General features: G+C 32.8%; 22 protein-coding genes. 14 read left to right on the forward strand and 8 right to left on the reverse strand.

All coding sequences use genetic code 11. The features are described from left to right. Position 1 precedes the first annotated feature (1 nt). Both FUA26_RS07185 and FUA26_RS07190 read right to left on the reverse strand, forming a co-directional pair. On the reverse strand, positions 2–469 hold the full coding sequence (locus FUA26_RS07185) for a TRAP transporter small permease (protein WP_147133631.1): 468 nt from the start codon (positions 467–469) through the stop codon (positions 2–4). Further along, positions 466–1,413, reverse strand: coding sequence for a TRAP transporter substrate-binding protein (locus FUA26_RS07190; RefSeq protein ID WP_147133634.1), 948 nt, complete (start codon positions 1,411–1,413; stop codon positions 466–468). The genes FUA26_RS07185 and FUA26_RS07190 overlap by 4 nt, the downstream gene beginning before the upstream one ends. 212 nt (positions 1,414–1,625) lie before the next feature. On the opposite strand from FUA26_RS07190, the gene FUA26_RS07195 reads away from it, so the two are divergent. From FUA26_RS07195 to FUA26_RS07205, 3 genes are read left to right on the forward strand one after another with little or no spacing between them, the layout of a single operon-like run. Then, complete coding sequence (locus FUA26_RS07195) at positions 1,626–2,243, forward strand: fumarylacetoacetate hydrolase family protein (protein WP_147133637.1); 618 nt, start codon at positions 1,626–1,628, stop codon at positions 2,241–2,243. 12 nt (positions 2,244–2,255) lie between these two features. After that, positions 2,256–4,172 carry a DUF294 nucleotidyltransferase-like domain-containing protein gene (locus FUA26_RS07200; protein WP_147133640.1) on the forward strand — a complete coding sequence of 639 codons (1,917 nt, stop codon included), beginning with the start codon at positions 2,256–2,258 and terminating at the stop codon, positions 4,170–4,172. Beyond that, positions 4,173–4,841 (forward strand): 3'-5' exonuclease, encoded by a 669-nt coding sequence (locus FUA26_RS07205; RefSeq protein WP_147133643.1) that lies wholly within the window; start codon positions 4,173–4,175, stop codon positions 4,839–4,841. Here the strand turns inward: FUA26_RS07205 and FUA26_RS07210 are convergent, their stop codons facing one another. The 3 genes from FUA26_RS07210 to acs form a co-directional block, all read right to left on the reverse strand. Beyond that, positions 4,842–5,930 carry an MBL fold metallo-hydrolase gene (locus tag FUA26_RS07210; protein WP_147133646.1) on the reverse strand — a complete coding sequence of 363 codons (1,089 nt, stop codon included), beginning with the start codon at positions 5,928–5,930 and terminating at the stop codon, positions 4,842–4,844. A 135-nt stretch (positions 5,931–6,065) separates the two neighbouring features. Next, positions 6,066–6,737, reverse strand: a complete 672-nt coding sequence (locus FUA26_RS07215; protein WP_147133649.1) for a TIGR00266 family protein — start codon at positions 6,735–6,737, stop codon at positions 6,066–6,068. A gap of 7 nt (positions 6,738–6,744) precedes the next feature. Then, a complete protein-coding gene (acs, locus tag FUA26_RS07220) occupies positions 6,745–8,652 on the reverse strand; it encodes an acetate--CoA ligase (protein WP_147133652.1) in 1,908 nt (635 codons plus the stop codon). A gap of 171 nt (positions 8,653–8,823) precedes the next feature. On the opposite strand from acs, the gene nrfH reads away from it, so the two are divergent. The 4 genes from nrfH to FUA26_RS07240 all read left to right on the forward strand — a co-directional run bounded on the left by nrfH (position 8,824) and on the right by FUA26_RS07240 (position 15,101). Further along, positions 8,824–9,423: a cytochrome c nitrite reductase small subunit gene (nrfH, locus tag FUA26_RS07225; RefSeq protein ID WP_147133655.1), complete on the forward strand. Its 600-nt coding sequence runs from the start codon at positions 8,824–8,826 to the stop codon at positions 9,421–9,423. A 32-nt stretch (positions 9,424–9,455) separates the two neighbouring features. Beyond that, on the forward strand, positions 9,456–10,955 hold the full coding sequence (nrfA, locus tag FUA26_RS07230; RefSeq protein ID WP_147133658.1) for an ammonia-forming cytochrome c nitrite reductase: 1,500 nt from the start codon (positions 9,456–9,458) through the stop codon (positions 10,953–10,955). Between the two features lie 96 nt (positions 10,956–11,051). Then, complete coding sequence (gene ccsA, locus FUA26_RS07235; RefSeq protein WP_246109097.1) at positions 11,052–14,207, forward strand: cytochrome c biogenesis protein CcsA; 3,156 nt, start codon at positions 11,052–11,054, stop codon at positions 14,205–14,207. A 111-nt stretch (positions 14,208–14,318) separates the two neighbouring features. Next, entirely contained in the window at positions 14,319–15,101 is a 783-nt protein-coding gene (locus tag FUA26_RS07240; protein ID WP_147133661.1) for a carbonic anhydrase, read from the forward strand. Between the two features lie 19 nt (positions 15,102–15,120). Here FUA26_RS07240 and ppgK read toward each other — a convergent pair whose 3' ends face one another. Then, on the reverse strand, positions 15,121–15,870 hold the full coding sequence (ppgK, locus tag FUA26_RS07245) for a polyphosphate--glucose phosphotransferase (RefSeq protein ID WP_147133664.1): 750 nt from the start codon (positions 15,868–15,870) through the stop codon (positions 15,121–15,123). Positions 15,871–16,095: 225 nt separating this feature from the next. Here ppgK and FUA26_RS07250 point away from each other — a divergent pair, with 225 nt between their 5' ends. From FUA26_RS07250 to FUA26_RS07260, 3 genes are read left to right on the forward strand one after another with little or no spacing between them, the layout of a single operon-like run. Next, entirely contained in the window at positions 16,096–16,818 is a 723-nt protein-coding gene (locus tag FUA26_RS07250) for a hypothetical protein (protein WP_147133667.1), read from the forward strand. 5 nt (positions 16,819–16,823) lie between these two features. Further along, positions 16,824–17,555: a toll/interleukin-1 receptor domain-containing protein gene (locus tag FUA26_RS07255; RefSeq protein WP_147133691.1), complete on the forward strand. Its 732-nt coding sequence runs from the start codon at positions 16,824–16,826 to the stop codon at positions 17,553–17,555. 48 nt (positions 17,556–17,603) lie between these two features. Further along, positions 17,604–18,062: a hypothetical protein gene (locus FUA26_RS07260; protein ID WP_147133694.1), complete on the forward strand. Its 459-nt coding sequence runs from the start codon at positions 17,604–17,606 to the stop codon at positions 18,060–18,062. A 115-nt stretch (positions 18,063–18,177) separates the two neighbouring features. Here the strand turns inward: FUA26_RS07260 and FUA26_RS07265 are convergent, their stop codons facing one another. Beyond that, positions 18,178–19,125 carry a phosphoribosylaminoimidazolesuccinocarboxamide synthase gene (locus tag FUA26_RS07265; RefSeq protein WP_147133697.1) on the reverse strand — a complete coding sequence of 316 codons (948 nt, stop codon included), beginning with the start codon at positions 19,123–19,125 and terminating at the stop codon, positions 18,178–18,180. 278 nt (positions 19,126–19,403) lie between these two features. Then, positions 19,404–20,357 carry a PhoH family protein gene (locus tag FUA26_RS07270; protein ID WP_147133700.1) on the reverse strand — a complete coding sequence of 318 codons (954 nt, stop codon included), beginning with the start codon at positions 20,355–20,357 and terminating at the stop codon, positions 19,404–19,406. Between the two features lie 255 nt (positions 20,358–20,612). On the opposite strand from FUA26_RS07270, the gene FUA26_RS07275 reads away from it, so the two are divergent. The 4 genes from FUA26_RS07275 to dnaN all read left to right on the forward strand — a co-directional run bounded on the left by FUA26_RS07275 (position 20,613) and on the right by dnaN (position 25,485). Then, entirely contained in the window at positions 20,613–21,449 is an 837-nt protein-coding gene (locus FUA26_RS07275) for an SAM hydrolase/SAM-dependent halogenase family protein (protein ID WP_147133703.1), read from the forward strand. 3 nt (positions 21,450–21,452) lie between these two features. Further along, positions 21,453–21,749 carry a putative quinol monooxygenase gene (locus tag FUA26_RS07280; RefSeq protein WP_147133706.1) on the forward strand — a complete coding sequence of 99 codons (297 nt, stop codon included), beginning with the start codon at positions 21,453–21,455 and terminating at the stop codon, positions 21,747–21,749. Positions 21,750–21,848: 99 nt separating this feature from the next. Continuing rightward, a complete protein-coding gene (gene gldG / locus FUA26_RS07285) occupies positions 21,849–24,233 on the forward strand; it encodes a gliding motility-associated ABC transporter substrate-binding protein GldG (protein WP_147133709.1) in 2,385 nt (794 codons plus the stop codon). Positions 24,234–24,366: 133 nt separating this feature from the next. Further along, positions 24,367–25,485, forward strand: coding sequence for a DNA polymerase III subunit beta (gene dnaN / locus FUA26_RS07290; protein WP_147133712.1), 1,119 nt, complete (start codon positions 24,367–24,369; stop codon positions 25,483–25,485). The last annotated feature ends 41 nt before the right edge of the window (positions 25,486–25,526 follow it).

Consider the following 25,526-nt stretch of genomic DNA (forward strand, 5'->3'; position numbering starts at 1 on the left):
TTTACTGCTTTAGTTTTTTTAAGTGCTTTATAAAATCCCAAATAGCATACATAGTAATAAAAACACCCATTATTACTATAGACCCAAATGCTATAGCCATTGAAAAACCTACACTTGGTGAACGTTCGGAAATACCAACATTTACAAATTGTAAAGCATAATAGGTTAATATTAAAAACAATAAAATACTAAGTAAAGACACTATGAAATTTAACACCAATTTTTGCTTAGTATTTAGTTTATTATAAACAACATCAAACTTTACATAGTAGTTACCTTTCATGGCTAAACCTGCAGCAAAACTCATGGCATAGATAAAGAAAAAGCGTGCAGCCTCTTCTGTCCATGATGGTGCGCTTTCCATAAAAAAACGCGCATAAACTTGCGCCATGGTTACTGCAATAAAACAAAAGCTACTAACTAAGGTTCCGTATTTTAAAAATTTACCTATGCCCTTTTTTATGGTCATTGCGCTCTTAATTTTAAAATATCATTATACACTCTTTGCATTTCGGGAGAAAGACTTTTATAAATAGCTTCTCGGGCAGCTTCACCAAAGGCATCTTTATCAACCTCAATTATAGTCATTCCTGCAGCTTCTAATTCAGATACTATTTTTTTTTGGCTTTCTAAAAATAATTTATGCTCATAAGCAACCATATCTTCAACAGCTTCTAAAAAAATTGTTTTTAAATCCTCAGGAAAAGCTTGAAATTGCTTTTCGCCAATAACAGGATAGGTCCAACTAACTACATGCGCTGTTTTATTAACATACTTTTGTACCTCATAAAAACCAGCCGCTTGTATAATAGCAAAACCGTTTTCTTGAGCTTCAACGGTGCCTTGTTGCAATGATGTAAATACCTCAGAAAACGCCATAGGCGTGGGTTTTGCGCCTAAAGCTTCCCAAGCAGTAACAAATGATGGTACATTGGGTACCCTAACAATTAATCCTTGTAAATCATCAGGGTGCTTTATAGGTTTATTGGAAGTTAAATGCCGTGGTCCTCCAGGGAATTGCCCCAAAGGCCTCAACCCTATTTGGTTTATCATTTCTTGTTCCATACGCTTACCAATACTACTATTTATAAGCACGCGCATATCAGTAGAATCTCGTAAAAGAAAAGGTAGCTCACAAAAGGTTAAAATTTCTACCCAATTGCTTAACGGAGATCCAGTTGTGGTCATATCTATAACACCTGCCCTAATTAAGCGTATAGCTTCTATTTCTTTAGCTAATTGTTCAGAGTGATAATTATCTAAAACTATGCGGCCTTTTGTACGCTTTTCTAAAATTTCAGAAAAATATTCAAATGCCTGAAACCATGTATGGCTTTCATTTACTAACAAACTAGCTCTTAAATGGAACTCTGGTTCGTTTTTATTGTTGCAATGCATAAACAATACAGCCATAAGAACTATTAATACAATAGTTTTTACTTTAATAATGTATTTTGAAAAATGCCGCAAACTAGATAACAAAATATTTTAAAATTGTTTTTTTGAAGTTTGGTTTCCAATATATTAAAAATTGGTTAGTTTGTACCACATTTTTATGATAAAAAGCAGGATGTACTCTTTGGCATTTTATTATTTTTAGACCTTCAAATTAAACAAGAAAAAACATGAAAATTATTGGTATTGGTAAAAACTACGTTACCGACAAAAACGAAATTGCCGATTTAAAAGATGGGCATCAATTAATTTTTTTAAAAGCTGACAGCACTTTGGTTACAGATAATAAAGATGTGGTTTATCCATCAGATATTACAAACCAAATTGTTTATGAGGTTGAGTTAGTTGCTAAAATTGGTAAAGTTGGTAAAAACATATCGGAAGCCGATGCGCCTTCTTATATAAGCGAAATTGCTGTAGGTATGGATTTTACTGCTAAAGATATTTTAACAGACAATAGAGACAAAAAATGGCCCTGGGCTTTAGGTAAAGGGTTTGACGGTGCTTCTCCAGTATCTGCATTTAAGCCTATTGCTAACTTCCCAAAGTTAAACGATATTAATTTTGATTTAAAAATTAACGGTAAACAAATTCAGGTTGGCAATACAGATTTTATGATTTATAATTTTGCCGAAATTATTGCCTATGTTTCAAAATATATGACCTTAAACCCGGGCGATTTAATTTTTACAGGAACACCTGCTGATGGTATTGGAATGATTGAAAAAGGCGATCATTTACAAGCGTCTATTGAAGGTGAATTATTGTTAGATTTTAAAATGATATAAGGTTTATTGCCTATGAAAAACTCTATTGCAGACCGCGTTGCCCATTTTTTAAGTGGTTTTCCTCCTTTTGATTTGCTTAGCCTTAACAGCTTAAATAAAATTGCTGTTGAAACAAGTATTATTTATTTAGATAAAGGCGATGTACTTTTTAAAAAAGACGACACATATCATCAACATTTTTATGTAGTTAGAGATGGGTCTGTAATGTTATATCATACGCATGAAAACGAAAAACTTATTGCCGGTATTAATGATACCGGCGATATTTTTGGTTTACGCGCTTTAATTACCAAAGAAAACTATAAACTTAGTGCCATTGCCAATGAAGAAGCTATTGTATATGCCATACCTATTGAAGTTTTTGAGTCTGTTACTCAAAACTTAGTAAAGGTTCAAAAGTATTTAATTACGGCATTTGCAAGTAATTCTCATGACCCTTATACGGCCGAAGAAAATAGCCGCATTTTTGTTGATTATCTTCCTAATTCATCACAAGATTTAGCTAATTTTCAAACCGCAAACTATACCGAAAAACCAGAAACTTGCAATGAAAATGCAACCTTACAAGAAGCTGCCATTGCAATGAGTAACCATAGCATTAGTTGTATTATTGTGGTGAATAATGATAAAATTCCGCTTGGTATTATTACAAATAGCGATATAAAAAATAAAGTTGCTACTGGTAAATTTCCTATTACAACCAAGGTTACAAATATTATGTCTGCACCGGTAATTACAGATAGCCCAGGCATTACTGTAGCAAGTGCGCAGTTACAAATGATACAACATAACATTAGTCATATTTGTATTACTAAAGATGGTACACCAAACACCAAATTGGTAGGTATTTTAACCCACCATGATATATTAGTTACCTTAGGTAATAGTCCATCAGTAATTTTAAAAGATATTAAACGCGCCAAACGTACAAGGCATTTACGACAAGCCAGACTTAAAGCTAACACACTATTAAAAAGCTATTTAGAGCAAAACATTCCGCTTTCACACATTATTAAACTTATTTCTAAAATTAATGATGCAGTTACAGAGCGTGCCATAATTTTAGCCATTAGAAAAATGGAAACGCCACCACCAGTAGCATTTTCATGGCTTTCAATTGGTAGCCAAGGCAGAAAAGAACAACTTTTGTTTACAGACCAAGATAATGCACTTATTTTTGAAGATGTTGATAAAACCAAATACAAACAAACCCAAGCATACTTTATTAAATTAAGTAAGCTAGTTACAAAAACATTAAATGTTATAGGTTTTGAGTATTGCGAAGCAGATATGATGGCTAGTAACCCAGAGTGGTGCAAATCTGTATCACAATGGCAACAACAATTTAAAGAGTGGATAGAAAAACCTGATGAAAAAGCCATTTTACTAGCGTCTATATTTTTTGATTATAACCATATTTACGGTAACAAAACATTAGTTGATGCTTTAACCAATAGCATTTATAAAGCGTTAGAAAACTCATCATTATTCTGTAGAATTTTAGCAAAAGATGCACTTAAAAATCCGCCGCCACTTGGCTTTTTTAAGCAGTTTTTAGTAGAACATAATGGTGAACAAAAAGATTTATTTAATATTAAAAGCAGAGCCTTAATGCCTTTAATTGATGCTGCTAGAGTTTTAACCTTAAGCAATAAAATTAAAGACATAAACAATACTGCTGAACGTTTTGAAAAACTAGCCGAAATTGATCCCAACAATGCCGAACTTTTCAACTCTTGCGCCTACGCCTCAAAAGCGCTTTTAAAATTTAGAACCAAACAAGGCTTATTACATGATAACTCTGGAAAGTTTATAGAATTAGAAAGTCTTTCAAAAGAAGAAAAACTAAAACTTAGGCGTTGTTTTAAACCTATTTTAGATGTTCAAGAAATACTAAAAATTAGATTTGATTTAAAGAATATTTTATAAATGGCATTTAATTGGTTTAAAAGAAAAAAGCAACGCAATTACCCTAACTTTTGGCTAACATATTTAGAGGGTTTTAAAACCACCTCAACATTACCCATTGAAGCTACACGTTTTATTGCTTTTGATACTGAAACCACAGGTTTTGATCAATATAAAGACCGTATTCTATCTATTGGAGCTGTTAGTATTCAAAATAAAACCATTAAAGTAAACCAAAGTTTAGAGCTGTATTTACAACAAGATATTTTTAATCCTGAAACTGTTAAAATTCACGGATTAATGAAACACGGCAGCCTTAAAAAAGTATCTGAAATTGAAGCTATTGAAGCCTTTATAAACTACATTGGAAATGCTGTTTTAGTAGCGCATCATGCCCGTTTTGATTTTGGTATGGTAAACGCCATGTTACAAAGGCATAAACTTGGTAAACTTAAAAACGAGTTTATTGATACTGGTGTGCTTTTTAAAAAATCAAAGCACATAATTTATCAAAACGATTTAAAAAACTATTCGCTAGATGAATTGGCTACAGAATTAAATGTGCCCATTGCAGATAGACATACCGCTAGTGGCGATGCTTTAATTACTGCTATGGTATTTTTAAAAACACTATCTAGATTAAACAAAAAGAAAAGTGATTTACAATGGGATTATTTAATAAAAACCTAACTATTCCCACCATAACTTTTCAGGGTATTCATCTCCTATTACAAAAGGTTCTCCAATTATAGGCGTAGCTATATTTACATGCTTACTTTTAGCCGCCTTTAATGCACGTTCTACAGGATCTACCCATGTGTGCAACGCCAATTTAAAAGCACCCCAATGTATAGGCATCATATAGTTTGCTTTTACATCAATACTGGCTTGTATGGTTTCTTCGGGCATCATATGTATATGCGCCCATTGTTCATTGTACTGCCCACATTCCATCATAGCAAAATCAAAAGGGCCATACATATTTCCAATAGTTTTAAAGTGTTTTCCATAGCCACTATCACCACTAAAAAAGATACTATTGTTTTTAGATTTTATAACCCATGAACACCAAAATGTTTTGTTTCTTGTAAAACCACGTCCTGAAAAATGACGGGCTGGTGTTGATACAAATTCAATATTATTAAAAACTGAAGTTTCCCACCAGTCAAACTCTTTAATACGATTAGCTGGTACACCCCAAGCTGTTAAATGGGCTTTAATGCCTAAAGGCACGTAAAACTGTTTTACTTTATCTTTTAAGCGAATGATGGAACCATAATCTAAATGATCATAATGGTCATGCGATATTAGAACGAGATCTATTGCGGGTAAATTTTCAATTGAAATTGGCAAATCCTTATTAAAACGTTCGCTACCAAGTAAAGGGTGTGGCGCCGGAACATTGCCTAACATAGGATCTATAAAAACATTAATGCCTTCTATTTCTAAAAATAATGCCGAATGCCCAAACCATGTTACACGTGGTTTACTTGGTTTAGTTTTAAAAAATGACGTGTTTAAATTATTTTGAGGCAATTGTTTTAATGGTACTTTATTGTTACCATTAGTAAAAAACTGAAACAAACTTTGCCACTTAAACCCCGTACTTGCCAGCGTTAATTCATCATTTACAAAAGCTTTATTTTTATAGTGTTTTGAGTTTTTTATACGCTCTAAATCGGCGACTTTAGGTGTGCCACCAAATTGCGGACTTGTATTTACAAAAATAGCTGTTACAATTACTATTAAAAGCACAACGGTTAAAATTCCTATCAACATTTTTTTAAATATTTTTAAAAGTATTTTAAGCATTATATTTAAATTTCGGTGTGCAAAAATACCTAATAAAAAAACCGTTATGTGCTAAATAAATGCCAAAAAAAGAGTGTTAGTTAAGGTGTTATATAAATATTTTTATTTAAAAAAACCGATAATGCTACTAATAACACCACCTCCTGATGACATTCCGTGTTCTTCTCTAGTTTGTATCCAAATTTCACCATCACCTTTTATTTCATACAAATAACCTTCGCCACTTCTTAATAACTCTTTAAATCCTCTAGAAACTGTTTTAACCTGTAAATTATTATCAAAAGCTACTAAATAATCTTCATCAATTAAGTATGTTTTTTCAGGATTTAGCTGTTTACTTTTTATTTTACCATAACCTATTAGAAAGAGTTTTCCATTACCGGTAGCTTTCATTTTTAACCCATCATTAAGTGTTGTTTTCCAGTCTTTTTTTATTATTTTTAAATCTATTTGATGCGTTCTTGCAAAATGAGCATTAGGTTCTATAATAACAGATTTGGTTTCATTAATATCTATTTCAAAAATCTCACCGTTTTTATCAGGAGAAAAAATCATTTCAATATGCTCTTTTGCTCTGTAAATATTGTAGGCTATACTTTTTCCTCCAAATATTTTTCCAATCCAATTATTAATAGTTTTTGCTTCAAATTTGGTTTTTAATTCATAGTTACCATCAGCAAAAATCATAGAACCTCTTTCAACTATTATTTCTTCTGAATTATTTAATTCTACTTTTAAATAAGAATTTGGATATTCTGAAATAGTTGTTTTCATAAATTAACTACAATGCATTATCAATAATATCTTGTACTACTTCAGGGTTTAAAAGCGTACTGGTATCTCCTAAATTAGAGGTGTCTTTATGCGCTATTTTACGTAAAATACGGCGCATAATTTTACCCGATCGTGTTTTAGGTAAACCACTTGTAAATTGTATTTTATCTAGTTTTGCTATTGGGCCAATATGCTCTGTAATTATTTGGTTTATCTCGTTTCTTAAATTATTTTGATCTCTACTTTCGCCAGTGTCTTTTAAAATAACATAACCATAAAGTGCATTACCTTTAACATCATGCGGGTAGCCTACAATAGCAGATTCTGCTACCGCCGGATGTTCATTTACGGCGTCTTCAATTGGTGCGGTTCCTAAATTATGGCCAGATACAATAATTACATCATCTACTCTACCTGTAATTCGGTAATAACCAACCTCATCACGCAAGGCGCCATCACCGGTAAAATATTTATTTTCAAACGCTGAAAAATAGGTGTCTTTATAGCGCTGATGATTTCCCCAAATGGTACGTGCCATACTTGGCCACGGAAATTTTATACACAAACGCCCATCTACTTGGTTGCCTTTAATTTCATTACCATTTTCATCCATTAAAGCAGGCTGAATACCAATAAAAGGTAAAGTTGCGTAAGTTGGTTTTGTAGGGGTTACAAATGGTATGGGCGTAATCATAATACCACCAGTTTCTGTTTGCCACCAAGTATCAACAATTGGGCTTTTCTTTTTCCCAATATTATCATTGTACCAATGCCACGCTTCTTCATTAATAGGTTCGCCTACAGAGCCTAATGTTTTTAATGATGATAAATTGTATTTTTCAACCAACTCTGTACCTTGTTTTGCTAAAGCTCTAATAGCGGTTGGTGCTGTGTAAAACTGATTTACTTTGTGTTTTTCAACAATTTCCCAAAAACGTCCAAAATCTGGATAACTTGGTACACCTTCAAACATAACTGTAGTAGCTCCGTTTGCCAACGGACCATAAACTATATAACTGTGGCCGGTAATCCATCCAATATCGGCAGTACACCAATACACGTCATTTTCTCTGTACTGAAATACATTTTTAAACGTGTAGGCCGCATATACCATGTAACCTGCTGTTGAATGTACCATACCTTTTGGTTTTCCGGTAGAACCTGAAGTGTATAAAATAAATAACGGATCTTCAGCATTCATTATTTCGGGTGCACAAACAGGCAATGCTTCATCTAATAACGGTTGTAGCCATTGGTCTCTGCCCGCTTCCATGTTTATATCACTTTCAATACGTTTTGCAACTAAAACCGTTTTAACACATGGGCAATCTTTTAAAGCATCATCAACAATACCTTTTAAGTTGATGGTTTTTGCGCCTCGGTAAGAACCATCACTTGTAATTACCATTTTACAATCTGAATCATTAATTCTTGTAGCTAAAGCTGTTGATGAAAACCCAGCAAATACAACCGAATGTATGGCGCCAATACGCGCACAGGCTAAAACAGATACTGCCAATTCTGGAATCATTGGTAAGTAAATACAAACCCTATCTCCTTTAGTAATACCTTGTGCTTTTAAAACATTTGCAAACTTGTTTACACGCTCATATAATTGGTTATAGCTAATGTGTAAAGCAGCTTCATTTGGGTTGTTGGGCTCAAATAAAATAGCTGTTTTATTACCACGAGTTGCTAAATGCCTATCAATGCAATTTTCGGTAATATTTAATTGTGCACCTTCAAACCATGTAACTTCGGGTTTAGAAAAATCCCAACTTAATACATTATCCCATTTTTTTCGCCACATAAAATGTTCTTCTGCTATTTCTTCCCAAAAATTTTCAGGCTCTCTAACAGATTTTCGGTAAACCTGATAATATTCTTCTAAATGTTTTATATGGTAATTACTCATGGTGTTTAATAGTATTTAGTTTAATTGTTTTTCAACTTTAAATATATAAAACTTCATCATTTAAATAAAAAAATAACGAAACATGATAACTATCAGGTTTTATTTTTTTTCTTGAAATTATTTTTGGTTCAGATTAGTTAGGATAAAAAAACGCTTTTAAATCTTTATAAATTGAACCTAAAGAAAAAACAAATACTTCCCAATAAAAAGTCTAGATGGCGCCCTGTAGCTGTTATTTCTATAGGTATTATAGTTGGTTTAGGCTTTTTTATGGCTAAAGAAGCCTCTTTGGTTTCTTACATGTCTAATGATCCGCAGGCATGTGTAAACTGCCATGTAATGACGCCTATGTATAATAGCTGGATGCATAGTTCGCACCGTGAATATGCTAATTGTAATGATTGCCATGTACCGCACAATAATGTTGCTAATAAATATTTTTTTAAAGCGAAAGATGGCCTTTTTCACGCCTCTGTTTTTACAGCACGTATGGAGCCTGAAGTCATGTTTATGCGTGAAGCATCGCAAGAAGTTGTGCAAAATAACTGCATACGTTGCCATGTACAACAAGTAACCCAAGTAAAGTATGACGGCTGGTTAAACGGGCATAAAGAAAGTAGAACCGATAGAAAATGTTGGGAATGCCACCAAGAAATACCACACGGCACCGTACACGGTATTTCTACCATACGCAACAACATTGCTCCAATACCAACTGATACCGTAAGCACCGTAATACCTAGTTGGTTAAATAAACAAATTAAAGATTAAACAATTAACGCGCACTTGCAAATTATATACCAATGAAAAACAAAGTATTATTTATAGTAACTGTAGTTGTAGTGTTCCTTTTAGGACTTTTAGCTTCTAGCATTGTTAACCGAAAAAATGAAGCCAAATACAAATATGTTCCTCAGGTTGAAATAAATGAAAATGAACCTAGAAATGAAGAATGGGGTAAAAATTTCCCTGCAGAGTACCAATCGTTTTTACAAACAGAACAAACCGATTTTGCAACATACCAAGGTGGAAACGCAATGCGCGATATGCTTGAAGAAGATACCCGTTTAGCTGTACTTTGGGCTGGTTATGGGTTTTCAAAAGATTATAACCAAGGGCGCGGGCACCAATATGCAGTTGAAGATATACACAATACATTAAGAACTGGCGGCCCTAAAGGCGAAGGCGATGGCCCAATGCCTGCTACATGTTGGACGTGTAAATCCCCCGATGTACCGCGTTTAATGAACGAAATTGGTATTGCTGAATTTTATAGCGGAAAATGGGCAGATAAAGGCGAAGAAATTGTAAACCCTATTGGTTGTGCCGATTGTCATGACAGTAAAACCATGAAACTTACTATTACACGTCCGGCATTAGTTGAAGCTTTTGAAAGCATGGGTAAAGACATTAATAAAGCTACACACCAAGAAATGCGCTCTTTAGTATGTGCACAGTGCCACGTAGAATATTATTTTAACAAAAATACACCCGGTAAAGAAGGCGTGCCTTACTTAACATTTCCTTGGAAAGACGGTATGTCTGTTGAAGCTATGGAGAAATATTATGATGATATGGACTTTAAAGATTGGACGCATAAACTAAGTAAAGCGCCCATGCTTAAAGCACAACACCCAGGTTATGAAACCTACTTAACTGGTGTACATGCAGATAGAGGCGTATCATGCGCAGATTGCCATATGCCATATAAAAGTGAAAGCGGACAAAAATTTACAGATCACCACATACAATCGCCACTTAATAATATAGCCAACTCTTGTCAAGTATGTCACCGTGAGGAAGCCGAAAAATTAAGAGCCAATGTGTATGACCGTCAACAAAAAGCAGCCGAAAGCCGCTTAAAGCTTGAAGATGCTTTAGTAAAAATGCATGTTGAAGCAAAAAAATGTTGGGATTTAGGTGCTACCGAAGATCAAATGAAAGCTATTTTAATGGATATACGTCACGCACAATGGCGTTGGGATTATGCTGCAGCATCGCACGGTGCGTCATTCCACTCGCCAGTAGAAATTGGTAGAGTATTAAGCAGTGGTTTAGATAAAGCTACTGAAGGACGCGTAAAACTAGCACGTTTATTAGCAGAATTAGGCCATAACAAACCAGTTGAAATGCCCGATCTTTCAACAAAAGAAAAGGCACAGGAATACATTGGTTTAGATATGGAAAAACTAAGAAAAGAAAAACAAGAATTTAAAGACAATTTGTTACCAAAATGGTTGGAAGCGGCGGAAAAGCGAGAAGCAAATTATGGCAGCAAACAACAGGTTTCGGCAACAAATTAACAGTGGTTAGTAGTTAATTCTTAAGCGAAAAAGATAATCTTTTAAGTGCTTTTCACGGTAAAGATTATCTTTTTAAATTTTATTACAGGTATGAGCATGAAAACAATTTATAAATTCTTTTCATCATCGGGTCTTGCCCTTTTGTTACTGGTAGTATTTGCAGTAGCAATGGCTGTGGCAACCTTTTTTGAAAATGATTACGGAACAGCAGTTGCATGGGCCAGCATATATGATGCGTGGTGGTTTGAAATAGTAATGTTAGGGCTTGCCATAAGCTTTATTGCTAACATTTTTAAATACAAACTATTAAGAAAACAAAAATGGGCCATTCTATTATTCCATTTAGCCTTTATAATTATAGTTTTAGGAGCTGGTATTACTAGGTATACATCGTATGGTGGTATAATTCGCATTCGTGAAGGTGCTTCTTCAAACGTTATAATTTCAGATACTAAACTACTTACTGCTACCATTACTAAGGGCAATGAAAGTAAAACAATTCATAAAAAATTAAATTTTTCGCCTTTAAAAAATAATTATTTTGAAGTTGAAACTGTTTTTGATGGCAAACCAATTTCAATATCATACAACAATTACATTGCTGATGCATCACCTGAGGTTGTTGAAGATAGCTTGAACGGTAAACCTTTACTTGAAATGGTAGTAACTTCGGGTGAAGGCCGAAATACAATTTATTTACAAAAAGGCGAAATTGAACGTATTGGCTCTCACCAACACGAAGTTGGTTTTGAAACTAACAACCCTAACATTATTAATATTTTTGAAGACAACGGTGCTTTTAAAATTAAATCACCTCACGCTATAGATTTTTTTATCATGGCTAGCCAACAGGCAGGAAAAATAGCCAAAGACACACTTCAAAATATAAATTTAAAAACACTTTTTAGAGCGGGCGATTTTTCGTTTGTGCCTACAAATTTTTACAAAAATGGCACCTTTAAACTAAAAAGTTCTGCGCAAACAAAAACCGATAATGATAAAACACTTGATGATGCTTTGGTGGTAAATGTAAAAGTTGATAAAGAACCTGTACAAGAAACAAACTTACTGTACCGCGAAGGTTTTTTACCCATAAAACACATTAGTAATTTTAATGATAATTTACAGATAATACTATCATACGGCGCTGGTGCAATTGAAATGCCATTTGCTTTAAAATTAAATGATTTTCAATTAGAGCGTTATCCGGGTTCATCTAGCCCTTCGGCGTATGCTAGCGAGGTTATGATTTTAGATGGTGATACCCAAATACCATACAGAATATTTATGAATAATGTACTAGACCACAAGGGTTTTAGGTTTTTTCAAGCTAGTTATGATACTGATGAACAAGGTACGGTACTGTCTGTAAACCATGATAGCATTGGTACTTGGGTTACGTATTTAGGCTATTTTTTAATGAGCTTGGGTATGTGTTTTACGTTCTTTGGAAAAACATCACGCTTTCAAATTATAAACAAGAAACTTAAAAAATTGAAAACTAAAGCCATTGCTAGTATTGTTGTTTTATTAACGCTAGGCTTAAACACATCATTTGCTGCAACAAATGATAGTATTCCGCAGGTATCTATTGAAAAACTGGTACTTTCACAACAAATAGACAAACAACAAGCCGAATTATTTGGTCGTTTATTAGTGCAAGATTTAGATGGCCGTATAAAACCTATAAACACTCTAGCATCAGAATGTATTAGAAAAATTTCAAGAAAATCATACTTTAAATATCCTGTTAATGGCAAAAATGTAAAACTAGATGTAAATCAGGTATTTTTAGGTATGCACATGGCATCTGGTGTATGGCAACGCATACCAATTATTAAGGCTGACACTGAAAAAACAGGCAATTTACTTAGTTCAATTTCTGCAGGAGATAATGGTTTGTATGCTTTTATTAGTTTTTTGAATAAAGACGGACAATATCTATTATCAGAAGCTGTTGAAGAAGCTAATAAAAAGAAACCTGCCGAACGTAATGAGCTTGATAAAGAAGTTTTAAAAATTGATGAACGTTTTAATATTCTCTACAATTTATTTACTGGAAATTATTTAAAAATATTCCCTAATAAACAAGATGAAAACAACACATGGTTTAGCTATACACACAATTTTGAAGACTTTACAGAAGAAGACGGACGTTTTGCCAAAACCATTTTACCAGCCTATTTTAAAGATATTAACCTTAAAAAATACAACGAGGCTTACAAAAAAATTAACTACATAAAAAAATATCAAGATGTAATTGCTGCAGATATTATACCATCACCACAACGCCTTGAAGCTGAACTTTGGTATAACAAAGCCAACATAAACTTTTGGTTGTTTCAGGTGTTTTTTACAATAGGTTTTATACTATTAATAATGGCTATTGTAAAAATGTTTAGCAATAATACACTGGTAAATATTATTTGGAATGGCTTAGTAATAATAACCTTAATAGCATTTTTACTATTTACATTTAACATTATTTTGCGCTGGTATATAGCACAACATGCCCCTTGGAGTAATGGCTACGAAATGCTCATTTTTGTAGCTTGGTGTTTGCTATTAAGCGGGCTTGTTGCGTTTAGAAAATCTGATTTTGCTTTACCGCTCTCTACCTTATTTTGTGGTGCTTTACTTTTTGTAAGCTATTTAGATTGGTTAAACCCCGAAATAACCAACCTTATGCCTGTACTAAAATCATATTGGTTAAAAGTACACGTGGCAACCATAGTTAGTAGTTATGCACCATTAGCACTATCGGCTGTTTTAGGCATAATGGCTTTAGTACTTATGTTATTTAAAACCGCTAATACCAAACAAATTATAGAACTTAAAATAAAAGAACTCACATATATAAATGAGCTCTCAATGACTATTGGTTTATTTACGCTAGCAATAGGCACATTTTTAGGTGGTGTTTGGGCTAATGAAAGTTGGGGGCGCTATTGGGCCTGGGACCCCAAAGAAACTTGGGCACTTATTAGTATTATTGTGTACGCTATAGTTTTACACCTACGCTTTGTACCAAAACTAAATAACTTTTACATCTTAAATGTGGCTAGCATGTTTGCATTTTGGTCTATAATAATGACATCTTTTGGGGTTAATTACTACCTCTCGGGTTTACATAGTTATGCCGCCGGAGACGCTGTACCTGTACCAAAATTTGTATATGTAATTTTTATTAGCATGGTAATACTTACTGTTTTAGTAAGCATTAAAAACAGACAACAAATAGCTAAAACGTAATAGTTAATAACTTTAGGCAATTACTTGTATAAACTGATGAAAGTTAGGTTTTTCATTTAATTTTGAAACTACTTTTGGGGTACATTTTAACCTCAAAAAAAATCAATCTAAATGAAAACTATTATAAAAACCTTAGTAGTTATCACCTTATTACAAATAACTGCTTGTAATAATAAAAAAGACCAAACTACCGCAAAACACAACCATGAAAAACACTGGAGTTATGCTGGTGAAACAGCACCCATACATTGGGCAGATATTGAGAAAAATTCAGATTGTGATGGCAACCACCAATCGCCCATAAACATTATTCATAAACAAGCAGATGCTGTTCATGGTATTTCCGATTTAAAAATACATTACTCACCAACAACTTACATTGAAAAAGTTGAAAATAACGGGCATTCCGTTCAGTTTAATTTTGAAGCAGGAGATTCTATTCATTACAAAAACGATATCTATTATTTAAAACAAATTCATTTTCATGAACCCTCAGAACATAAAATTAACGGTGTTATGTATCCTATTGAAATTCATTTAGTACACGTTAACAAAACCGGACAAATAACAGTGCTTGGTATTTTAGGTGAAGAAGGTGATGAAAGTCAACTATTTGAATTTTTAGAAAGCTTTTTACCGCTAAAAAATGGCGAAACCAAAAACATCCATCAACAATTAGATTTAAAAGATTTATTTAAACACTCAAATGAATATTACACCTATGGTGGCTCATTAACCACACCACCTTGCACCGAGAATGTAAATTGGGTGGTATTCAAACACCCCATAATTTTATCTGTTGAAGAGGTTTTAAAACTAAAAAACAATATGCCTGTAAATAACTACCGTAATGAACAAGCATTAAACAATAGAATTGTAAATTATAATTATTAATAAACCTTATTTAAAAAAATTAATATTTAGGCGCTTCATGTAAAGCTGCTGCTGCGGCACCAATTATACCAGCATAATTACCCAATTCTGCAGGTATTACAGGTGTTTGTATTTTAATTTGCTTTTGGTATTTATCAAAATCTTTTGCGCTTCCGCCACCTAAAATAATTACATCGGGGCAGGTAATGGTTTCAACTAATTGTAAAAAATTATTAAAACGTTTCCCCCAGCGTTTAAAACTTAAATTATTAATTTCTTTAGCCGTGTTTGATGCGTATGTTTCTATTTTTTTATACTTTTTATAAGGTATTTGCCCAAGTTCAAAATTTGGTAACAATTCGCCATTAAAAAAAGCGCCACTACCCAAACCAGTACCAATAGTTATAATTAAAACCAAGCCTTGTTTGCCTTTACCAATACCGTAATTAATAACGGCATACCCAGCAGCATCAGCATCATTAATAACTTTAACAGGCAAACCACAAGCGTTTGTAAAAAGTGTTTGTGCGTTTGTGCCAACCCAACTTTTATGTAAATTACCAGGAGCCATACAAACCCCGTGTTTTATTATAGACGGAAACCCAACACCCACAGGGCCACTATAGTTAAAATGAGCAACAATATCATGAAACACCTTGGCCATATCTGCTGGCTTTTTAGATTTTGGTGTGGGTATTCTGTAGCGTTCAGTAAGCATTTCGCCTGTTATGGTGTTTACAATACCGCCTTTCATACCAGAGCCACCAATATCTATTCCTAGAACATTCATTGTATTTAGTTTTTAAAATTGTTCAAAAATAAGAAAACTAAATTTGCAGCTAGTAACAACAATTTTGTTTAAAACTTTTCTTTCTTTACATGTAATACTTGCTTTGTTTTAGTAATTTTAAAACCTAAATAACATTACTTGTTGGGTTTAAATTATTTTAAGAATGCTGAGATTTTGGATTTTTGGAATGGTTTATAGCTTGGGGTTGACTTTAATTTGAAAAACATGAGTGAAATAATAAATAGACTCGATGAACTTGATTCAGAAAATGTAAAAAAAGTGTTTAAAGAATTGCTTATGGACTACCTGAATCCAGCATTCGGTTCAATTTCAAAAAGAGACTTTGACATTCTACTATTTATCAAGCTTAAAAAGCTAGGTATTTTCAGTAAGAATCCAGAAATCTATGAAATAGTTTCAGAATTAAAGGTAACAAGAGCTAAGGCAAGAAATCTTCTTTATGAATCGAAACTCAGGCTAACAAGTAAAGTAGAACTCGACCAAGAATTAATAGAAATACTCAAAACCCCAATTTTCCTTAAGGATAATGACAAAATTGGAATTGAAATTGATAATCCCTTCTTGATAGACCATTTAAGAGCAAAACTTAAACAGATAAACCACATAACTGACGGTTCATTTTCAGCCGAACTTGTTCGATTAACGACAAACGCCTTTGTTTCTCTTTTTGAGTCCTATTTACCTGAAGAATCTAAAGACGAGATTAGACAAGCATTTATAGATATTGGTGCCGAGACAGACACTTCATTGAAAGGTGTATTAAAAGGGGCATTTAAGAAGTTAGGTTCAAAGGTAGCAGATGAAGCAGGCGGACAAGTTGCGGAATCAATTGGAGAGTATCTTGGACCAGTAATAAGCGGGAGCATTGACTTGATGAAGGCGAAGTTTACAAGCTTATTTGCAGAAGAGACAGTTGACTTACATTAAAAAAAATGGCCTTAAATTATAATCCAGTTTACATATCACATTTTATTTTTAAAGGAAAAGATTCACTTCGAATTGATTTTAAATATAATTATGAAATTAAAAAAATAGTTAAATTGTTAAAGGATGTAAGATGGAGCAATGAGTATGCTTGTTGGTATGTGATTAATGAAAATGATAATTTAGAAAAACTAAAATTATTATTTAAAGATTTTAAAAATGTAGAATATCTTGAAAAAGGTTTAAGTGTAAAAAGCATACAATATTACAGTGTATTTATTTCTTACAGTTTTAAAAATAGTGAATTCGCAAAAAAAGTTAATGCTAGTTTGAAAGCTTTCGGAATTAAAACTTTCTTATGGGAAATTGATGCCCCTAATGGAAAAAGATTAAGGGAAATAATGTCAGACAAAATAATTGAATTTGATAAACTATTATTTATTACGTCTGAAAATTCAATAAAAAGTGAAGCTTGTCAGTTTGAATTATTAAATGCTCGTTTAAAACAAGATATGCTATGGGAAACAGTACTTTTCCCAATGCACATTGATAACTTTTTATTCAACTTAAAAAAAGAAGATGTAAGACCTATTGAAAAAAGAGAAGAAATTTGGGAAAATATTACTGAATTAAAAAATATTAATTCAGCTGATTTCACATTTTTTGATGAAGATGAATTTGACAATGATATTTTTAATACTAAAATAAGAAAGTTCGTAAATGATTTAAAAAAAAGTTAATTAATACACTCTACAACTAGCCTTTAACTAGTGGTAAAACAAAAAAACATGAAAACACTTTTAATTTTAATATCATTTATTTTTATAGCAGATTCAAACTTGTTTCACAAAGACAGCATTCTACAAATTGATGATAAAGGAAATATACTAGGGCTGCCAAAAGAGTTTAATCCATCTAAATTTAACTTAGATAAAAAAAGATTACTAATAAAGGATAAAGAAATTATTTTTCCCGAATGTATTTGTAACTATTTTGAACAATATAAAAATAAAAAAATAACGTTATTGGCGTCTTGGAATCATTCTAAAGAGATTATGCCCTACTATTTAAGTTTTGATATTTCTGATAAAAATTCTAATCATGGATATAGAATTTTTGTGGACTTAGAAACTTTAGAGTTGATTTATATTAATAAAATAATTAGAGAAAGAAACAGAATTCATATGCCAAGAATTAAAATTAAAAAAGAATGTTTAAAAGTGTATAATAATAGAATTAAAAACTGAATTAATTTTTTACCCCACTACAACTAGCCTCTAACTAGTTATAAAACAAAAAACATAAAAAAGACCTTGCAGTAAAACTACAAGGTCTTTTATTTAAGGCTATATTATAAAAATGTTACTTTAAATACTTTAAAACGTTGGCTTCAATACGCTGTTGTATATTATTTACGTCTGCTTTCACAAAGGTTTCGCCCGTAATGTTTTCATAAAGTTCAATATAACGCTCAGAAACTGAGGTTATGTATTCATCACTCATATGTGGTACGGTTTGCCCTTCTAAGCCTTGAAAACTATTACTAATTAACCATTGGCGCACAAACTCTTTACTTAATTGCTTTTGGGCTTCGCCTTTGGCTTGACGTTCTTTATAACCGTTGGCATAAAAATAGCGCGATGAGTCTGGTGTGTGAATTTCATCAATTAGTACAATTTTGCCATCTTTAGTTTTACCAAATTCATATTTGGTGTCTACTAAAATGAGTCCGCGTTGTGCTGCAATTTCGGTACCGCGTTTAAATAGTTTACGGGTGTAATCTTCTAAAACTACATAATCTTCTTCTGATACTATTCCTTTTGCTAAAATGTCCTCTCTAGAAATATCTTCGTCATGGTCTCCCATTTCAGCTTTGGTTGCTGGTGTTATTATAGGCTCTGGGAAGGCATCGTTTTCTTTCATACCTTCGGGCATTGGTACGCCACAAAGCATGCGTTTACCTGCTTTATACTCGCGTGCTGCATGCCCACTCATGTAACCGCGTATTACCATTTCTACTTTAAAAGGCTCGCATAAATGCCCAATGGCTACGTTAGGATCGGGTGTGGCAACTAACCAGTTTGGTACTATATCTTGGGTAGCTTCCATCATTTTTGTAGCTATTTGGTTTAGTATTTGCCCTTTGTATGGTATGCCCTTTGGCATAACTACATCAAAGGCCGAAAGCCTATCTGTAGCTATCATTACCAATTGGTTATTATTTATGTTATAAACTTCTCTTACTTTGCCTTTGTATACGCTTTTTTGCCCCGGAAAGTTAAAGTTGGTATTTATTATTGTGTTGCTCATTGTTCTTGTTTTTGCCTTTAGTTTTGGCTATTGGCGCTCAATGTTATTGTTTTATTGTTTAAAAAAATGCTTTTTGCTGCAAAAATACACTTTCTTTTGGTTTGGGGTTAGCCCCGATTGAAACGGCATCCTTTTTTGAGGTACGAGAAAAAGATATAGTGGAAAGCGGGAAATAGCTTCTAAAAAAAATTAAATAGTGCTGTGTAAACATATTGCATTTTTTTAATGGTGCTTTCTGTATGTAACTCACTTTAAAGCTTATTTATTAGCGCAGGTATTTACCCTCTGTTTTCTATGCTTTTGTAGGCGTCTATTATCTTTTTTACTAGTTTATGACGGATAACGTCTTTTTCATCTAAAAATATCATGCCTACGCCTTCTACATTTTTTAGAATTAACATGGCTTCTTTTAATCCTGATATGGTGCGCCTCGGTAAATCTATTTGCCCTGGATCTCCGGTTAAAAGGAATTTTGCGTTTTTACCCATACGGGTTAAAAACATTTTCATTTGGGCGTGTGTGGTGTTTTGGCCTTCGTCTAGTATTACAAATGCATTGTCTAGCGTGCGCCCGCGCATAAAGGCTAATGGCGCTATTTGTATGGTACCGTTTTCTATGTAATGTGCTAGTTTTTCTGGGGCAATCATATCACGTAGTGCATCGTAAAGTGGTTGCATGTATGGGTCTAGCTTTTCTTTTAAATCGCCTGGTAAAAACCCTAAATTTTCGCCGGCTTCAACAGCGGGTCTGGTTAAAATTATACGTTTTACTTCTTTGTTTTTTAGGGCTTGTACTGCTAATGCTACACCGGTGTAAGTTTTACCGGTTCCTGCGGGCCCAATGGCAAATACCATATCGTTTTTACGCATGCTTTCAACTAGTTTGCGCTGGTTGGCCGTTTGGGCTTTTATTAGTTTGCCACCAACACCATGTACTATAACCTCGCCACTTTGTTTTGAGGTGTTGTAATCTTCGCTACTTACACTGGTTAAAACACGTTCTATGGCGTTTTCGTCTAGTTTGTTGTATTTGGCGTAATGTTTTAGTAGCATGGTTATACGGCGGTCAAACTCTTCTAGTAGTTCTTCATCGCCAAAGGCTTTTATTTTGTTGCCTCTTGCTACTATTTTTAATTTTGGAAAGTACTTTTTTAAAAGTTCTATGTTGGCATTTTGCGCTCCAAAAAATTCTTTTGGAGTGATCTCTTCAAGTTCAATAATTATTTCGTTCAAAAGCTTAAATTATTTTTATTTCTTGTTTTAAATTATATGTTGTGTTTTAGCTACTACTGTTTGCTGTAACTAATTTTTACTACTACAAATTACAAAATTTAGTTTAACTACAGCAACCTATTTTTTTGTGCATAAATTTTTTCAATTGGGTTTTTACAGAATTTCTAAAATGAAAAAATTCATGTACTTTTGAAACACTCAAAAATACATAAAATTGAGTGACTGTAGGTTAAAAACATATCAACAATTTTGGCAATGCCTCTTATTACTTTAACAACTGATTTTGGCGAGAAAGATCACTTTGCTGGCGCAACTAAAGGTGCTATTTACAGTGAATTACCTGATGTTACTATTGTTGATATCTCACACAATGTATCACCGTTTAATATACCCGAAGCTGCTTATATAATACAAAATGCATATAGCAGTTTCCCCAAAGGTACCATACATATTATTGGTATAGACTCTGAACTTAACCAAGAAAACAAGCATATTGCCTTAAAACTAGATGGCCATTACTTTATTTGTGCCAATAATGGTATTATGAGTATGATTTGTGCTGAAATTATGCCTGAAAAAATTGTAGAAATTAACATACACGATAAAATACAAACAAGTTTTCCGGTGCTTGATGTATTTGTTAAAGTAGCCTGCCATATTGCTCGTGGCGGTACTTTAGAGGTTATTGGTAAAACCATAGACCAAATTAAACCTATTAAAAATATTGTGCCCTATGTTAATGATGATAAAACACAAATTATTGGTAGTGTTATTTACATTGATAATTACGGTAATGTAATTACCAATATTAAACAAAGTTTTTTTGAAACCATACAAAAAGGACGCGCTTTTGAAATTATGGCTCGAAATTATACCTTTAAAACCATTTACAATAAATACAGTGATATTGTGAATTTTGAAATACCCGAAGACAAACGGCATGATGAAGGTAAAGGCTTAGTGGTTTTTAATTCGGGTAATTTTTTAGAAATTGCAGTTTATAAAAGTAATACAGCCACCGTTGGTAGCGCTAGTACTTTAATGGGCTTAAGTGTTATGGATACTGTAAGTGTTAAATTTTTAAGCAAATAAATTATGCTGGTTAGAATTGTTAAATTAGGATTTGATGAAAAACATATTGATACTTTTTTAACTAATTTTGAAACCGATAAAACCACCATTAGAAATTTTGAAGGTTGTAACTTTTTAGAGCTTTACCAAGATAAAAACAACCCAACACTATTTTTTACTTACAGTTATTGGGATGATGAAATGGCTTTAGAACGTTACCGAAATTCTGAAACATTCATCAAAATTTGGAACAAAACCAAAGTACTATTTAACATAAAACCCGAAGCTTGGAGTGTGCATAAACTAGCATCACTTAAATAAAAAAAGTAAACTGTATTAAAGTTGAATAGCTTAATAAATACAATAAAACTATTACTTTTGAAACTTTCAACTTTTAAACCATATAACAAACTCTATTAAATGTTAGCCATACTTAAAAAAGAAATAAACTCATTTTTCGCATCGCCCATTGGCTATTTAGTAATTGCTATTTTTTTAATATTAAACGGGCTGTTTTTATGGCTTTTTAAAGGTGATTTTAATGTTTTAGACTATGGCTTTGCCGATTTATCGTCTTTTTTCCTTTTAGCCCCATGGATTCTTATTTTTTTAATTCCGGCTGTAACCATGCGCAGCTTTTCCGATGAAAAAAAACAAGGCACGTTAGAGCTACTTTTAACAAAACCCATTAGCCAATTAAATATAGTTTTAGGTAAATATTTAGGCGCTTTTATTTTAATACTAATAGCACTATTACCAACACTTTTATATGTTTACACAGTTTACCAATTAGGTAAACCTGTTGGTAATTTAGATATGGGAAGCACTTGGGGCTCTTATTTTGGTTTGCTGTTTTTAGTAGCAGCTTATACAGCCATTGGCGTTTTTGGCTCTACACTCTCGCAAAACCAAATTGTGGCGTTTATAGCATCGGTTTTTTTATGTTTTTTCTTTTATATAGGTTTTGAAGGTATAGCAGATTTTGCTGCTAGTAATTTTATTGAGCAACTAGGTATGAGTTACCACTTTAAAAGTATGAGCCGTGGTGTTATTGATACGGCCGATATTTTATACTTTTTAAGCATAACCACTCTATTTATTACACTAACAGTATACGGTATTAAAAATGAAAAATTACCACAAAAAACATGGGGTAAACTTCTAATTATACCAGTTGCCTTATTGCTTATTAACGTTGTTTTGGCAAAAGCCCACGCCCGTTTTGATTTAACTAAAGACAAACGTTACACACTTAATGAAGCAGCAGTTAATGTTATAAAAAACATACAATCACCCATAATTATTGATGTGTTTTTAGAAGGTGATGATTTTCCTTCGGAATTTAGACGTCTTCAAACTGAAACCAAACAACTGCTTGAAGAGTTTGCCAACGTTAATGATAATATTGTTTTTAATTTTATAAATCCTATTGAAGATACTTCAACAAAAAATAAAAACATTGAGCTTTTAAATGCACGAGGCTTAACACCTATGCAGCTTAGTGTAACCGAAAGCGGCAAAGCATCACAAGCCATTATTTTCCCTTGGGCTTTGGCTAGTTTTAATGAGCAAACGGTGGCTATTCCGCTAGTTAAAAACAAAATTGGAGCCAACCAACAAGAACTGGTTTCAAACTCTGTTCAGCATTTAGAATATGCCTTTGCCGATGGTTTTAGCAAATTAGTTAACCCTAAACGTAAAAAAATTGCCATTTTAAAAGGCAACAACCAACTAAACGATGCCAATATTGCTAGCTTTATAAAAAAATTAAAAGACTATTATTACATAGCGCCTTTTACTTTAGATAGCGTAGCTACAAATGCTCAAAAAACAGGTGATGATTTAAATACTTTCGATTTGATTATTTCGGCTAAACCTACCGAAGCATTTACCGAAGAAGAAAAATTGATTTTAGACCAATTTACCATGAACGGAGGTAAAAGCTTATGGCTTATTGATGCTGTTGCTATTGAAAAAGATAGTTTATACAATGATGCTGGTAAAAACTATGCCGTAGCAAGAGATTTAAACTTAACCGATTTCTTTTTTAAATACGGTGTTAGAATTAACCCAAGCATTATTGCAGACCTCTACTCTGCCCCTATTATGTTAGCCACAGGTAATGATAATGACACCAGACTTATGCGCTTAAAATGGCCTTATGCGCCACTAGCATCTGGCAATCCTAATCACCCAATTACCAACAATTTAAACTTAGTGAAATTTGATTTTGCTAACCAAATTGATACCCTAAAAAACAATATTGAAAAAACTATTTTATTACGAAGTTCAAACCTAACAAAGCTTGAAGGTGTGCCCAGAGAAATCAATTTAGAACAGGCCACCCAAGAGCCTAAAACCCAATTGTACAATAAAGGTCACCAAACATTAGCAGTACTTTTAGAAGGTAAATTTACTTCGGCCTACAATAATTTAGTTAAGCCCATTAAACTAAAAAACACTAAAAACCAAAGTACGCCAACTAAAATGATTGTTGTTGCCGATGGTGATGTTATTAAAAATAATATAGATAGAAATGGGCCTACAGATTTAAGTTTTGACCGCTCTAGTAACCAAGAAGTTGGCAACAAAGAGTTTTTATTAAATGCTGTAAATTATTTATTAGACGAGAACGGACTTATAAACATTCGTTCAAAAGAATTGGCAGTTGCCTTCTTAAATCAAGAAAAAATAGCTCAAGAAAAAACCAAGTGGCAACTCTTAAACATAGCGCTACCACTAGTATTATTAGCTTTATTTGGAATTATTTTTAATTTCATAAGAAAGAAAAAATACGCATCTTAAATGTTAATAAGTTTGTTTCGGTTATTTATAAGTATAGAATATATTTGTATGTAGCTTATTAGCTTAATATAAATCAACTTTTCACAATAAAAAAAGTTGCATCTTTCAACATAAAAATAAATAACATTTACAAATGAAATTTATAGTATCAAGCACCTATTTATTAAAACAATTGCAGGTTTTAGGAGGCGTTATAAACAACTCTAACACCTTACCTATTTTAGATAATTTTTTATTTGAATTAGATAATAATACACTTACCGTTTCTGCAAGTGATTTAGAAACCACAATGGCTTCTACCTTAGATGTAGAAAGTGATAGCACTGGTAGTGTTGCAATTCCTGCACGTTTATTACTTGATACGCTTAAAACATTTCCTGAGCAACCATTAACGTTTGTTATTGAAGACAATAACACCGTTGAAATTAGCTCTAACCACGGTAAATATGCCTTAGCTTATGCTGATGGTAACGAATTTCCTAAAGCGGTTGCTCTAGAAGATCCAAGCAAAACAGTAGTTACGGGTGATATTTTAGCTACAGCCATAAGTAAAACTATTTTTGCCGCAGGAAATGACGATTTACGCCCTGTAATGAGCGGTGTATTTTTTCAATTTTCAACCGAAGGTTTAACCTTTGTAGCTACCGATGCTCATAAATTAGTAAAATACACACGTGAAGATGTAAAAGCTAACCAAGTTGCAGAGTTTATTATGCCAAAAAAACCTTTAAATTTATTAAAAGGCATTTTAGCTGCTAGCGAAGATGAAGTTACTATTGAATACAATGACTCTAACGCTAAATTTACTTTTGAAAACTCTGTATTAATTTGTCGTTTAATTGATGGTAAATATCCAAATTACGAAGCTGTTATACCTAAAGAAAATCCAAATAAACTAACAATTGATAGAAATCAATTTTTAAACTCTGTAAAACGTGTTAGCATTTTTTCTAACAAAACCACACATCAAATACGTTTAAAAATTGCTGGTGCAGAACTAAATATTTCTGCTGAAGATATTGATTATAGTAATAAAGCCGAAGAACGTTTAACATGTGATTACCAAGGTGATGATATGCAAATTGGTTTCAATTCACGTTTTTTAACAGAAATGTTAAACAACCTAAACTCTGATGATGTACAATTAGAAATGAGTATGCCAAACAGAGCTGGTATTTTAACACCAACCGATGGCTTAGATGAAGGCGAGCAAGTAACCATGCTTGTAATGCCTGTAATGCTTAATAGCTAGAATTTTATTATACTAAAAACATAAAAAAAAAGAAGCGCTTA

It is taken from the genome of Seonamhaeicola algicola (genome assembly GCF_007997385.1).
GTDB classification, from domain to species: Bacteria; Bacteroidota; Bacteroidia; order Flavobacteriales; family Flavobacteriaceae; genus Seonamhaeicola; species Seonamhaeicola algicola.

What these genes read in the sequence shown, in the direction of transcription:
- nrfA (WP_147133658.1), top strand. Translation starts at nt 9,456, where the DNA reads ATGAAAAACAAAGTATTATTTATAGTAACTGTAGTTGTAGTGTTCCTT.
- acs (WP_147133652.1), bottom strand. Translation starts at nt 8,652, where the DNA reads ATGAGTAATTACCATATAAAACATTTAGAAGAATATTATCAGGTTTAC.
- dnaN (WP_147133712.1), top strand. Translation starts at nt 24,367, where the DNA reads ATGAAATTTATAGTATCAAGCACCTATTTATTAAAACAATTGCAGGTT.
- FUA26_RS07185 (WP_147133631.1), bottom strand. Translation starts at nt 469, where the DNA reads ATGACCATAAAAAAGGGCATAGGTAAATTTTTAAAATACGGAACCTTA.
- FUA26_RS07200 (WP_147133640.1), top strand. Translation starts at nt 2,256, where the DNA reads ATGAAAAACTCTATTGCAGACCGCGTTGCCCATTTTTTAAGTGGTTTT.
- FUA26_RS07255 (WP_147133691.1), top strand. Translation starts at nt 16,824, where the DNA reads ATGGCCTTAAATTATAATCCAGTTTACATATCACATTTTATTTTTAAA.
- FUA26_RS07210 (WP_147133646.1), bottom strand. Translation starts at nt 5,930, where the DNA reads ATGTTGATAGGAATTTTAACCGTTGTGCTTTTAATAGTAATTGTAACA.
- FUA26_RS07260 (WP_147133694.1), top strand. Translation starts at nt 17,604, where the DNA reads ATGAAAACACTTTTAATTTTAATATCATTTATTTTTATAGCAGATTCA.
- FUA26_RS07190 (WP_147133634.1), bottom strand. Translation starts at nt 1,413, where the DNA reads ATGGCTGTATTGTTTATGCATTGCAACAATAAAAACGAACCAGAGTTC.
- FUA26_RS07195 (WP_147133637.1), top strand. Translation starts at nt 1,626, where the DNA reads ATGAAAATTATTGGTATTGGTAAAAACTACGTTACCGACAAAAACGAA.
- FUA26_RS07215 (WP_147133649.1), bottom strand. Translation starts at nt 6,737, where the DNA reads ATGAAAACAACTATTTCAGAATATCCAAATTCTTATTTAAAAGTAGAA.
- FUA26_RS07250 (WP_147133667.1), top strand. Translation starts at nt 16,096, where the DNA reads ATGAGTGAAATAATAAATAGACTCGATGAACTTGATTCAGAAAATGTA.
- FUA26_RS07240 (WP_147133661.1), top strand. Translation starts at nt 14,319, where the DNA reads ATGAAAACTATTATAAAAACCTTAGTAGTTATCACCTTATTACAAATA.
- FUA26_RS07265 (WP_147133697.1), bottom strand. Translation starts at nt 19,125, where the DNA reads ATGAGCAACACAATAATAAATACCAACTTTAACTTTCCGGGGCAAAAA.
- gldG (WP_147133709.1), top strand. Translation starts at nt 21,849, where the DNA reads ATGTTAGCCATACTTAAAAAAGAAATAAACTCATTTTTCGCATCGCCC.
- FUA26_RS07275 (WP_147133703.1), top strand. Translation starts at nt 20,613, where the DNA reads ATGCCTCTTATTACTTTAACAACTGATTTTGGCGAGAAAGATCACTTT.
- ppgK (WP_147133664.1), bottom strand. Translation starts at nt 15,870, where the DNA reads ATGAATGTTCTAGGAATAGATATTGGTGGCTCTGGTATGAAAGGCGGT.
- FUA26_RS07280 (WP_147133706.1), top strand. Translation starts at nt 21,453, where the DNA reads ATGCTGGTTAGAATTGTTAAATTAGGATTTGATGAAAAACATATTGAT.
- FUA26_RS07205 (WP_147133643.1), top strand. Translation starts at nt 4,173, where the DNA reads ATGGCATTTAATTGGTTTAAAAGAAAAAAGCAACGCAATTACCCTAAC.
- ccsA (WP_246109097.1), top strand. Translation starts at nt 11,052, where the DNA reads ATGAAAACAATTTATAAATTCTTTTCATCATCGGGTCTTGCCCTTTTG.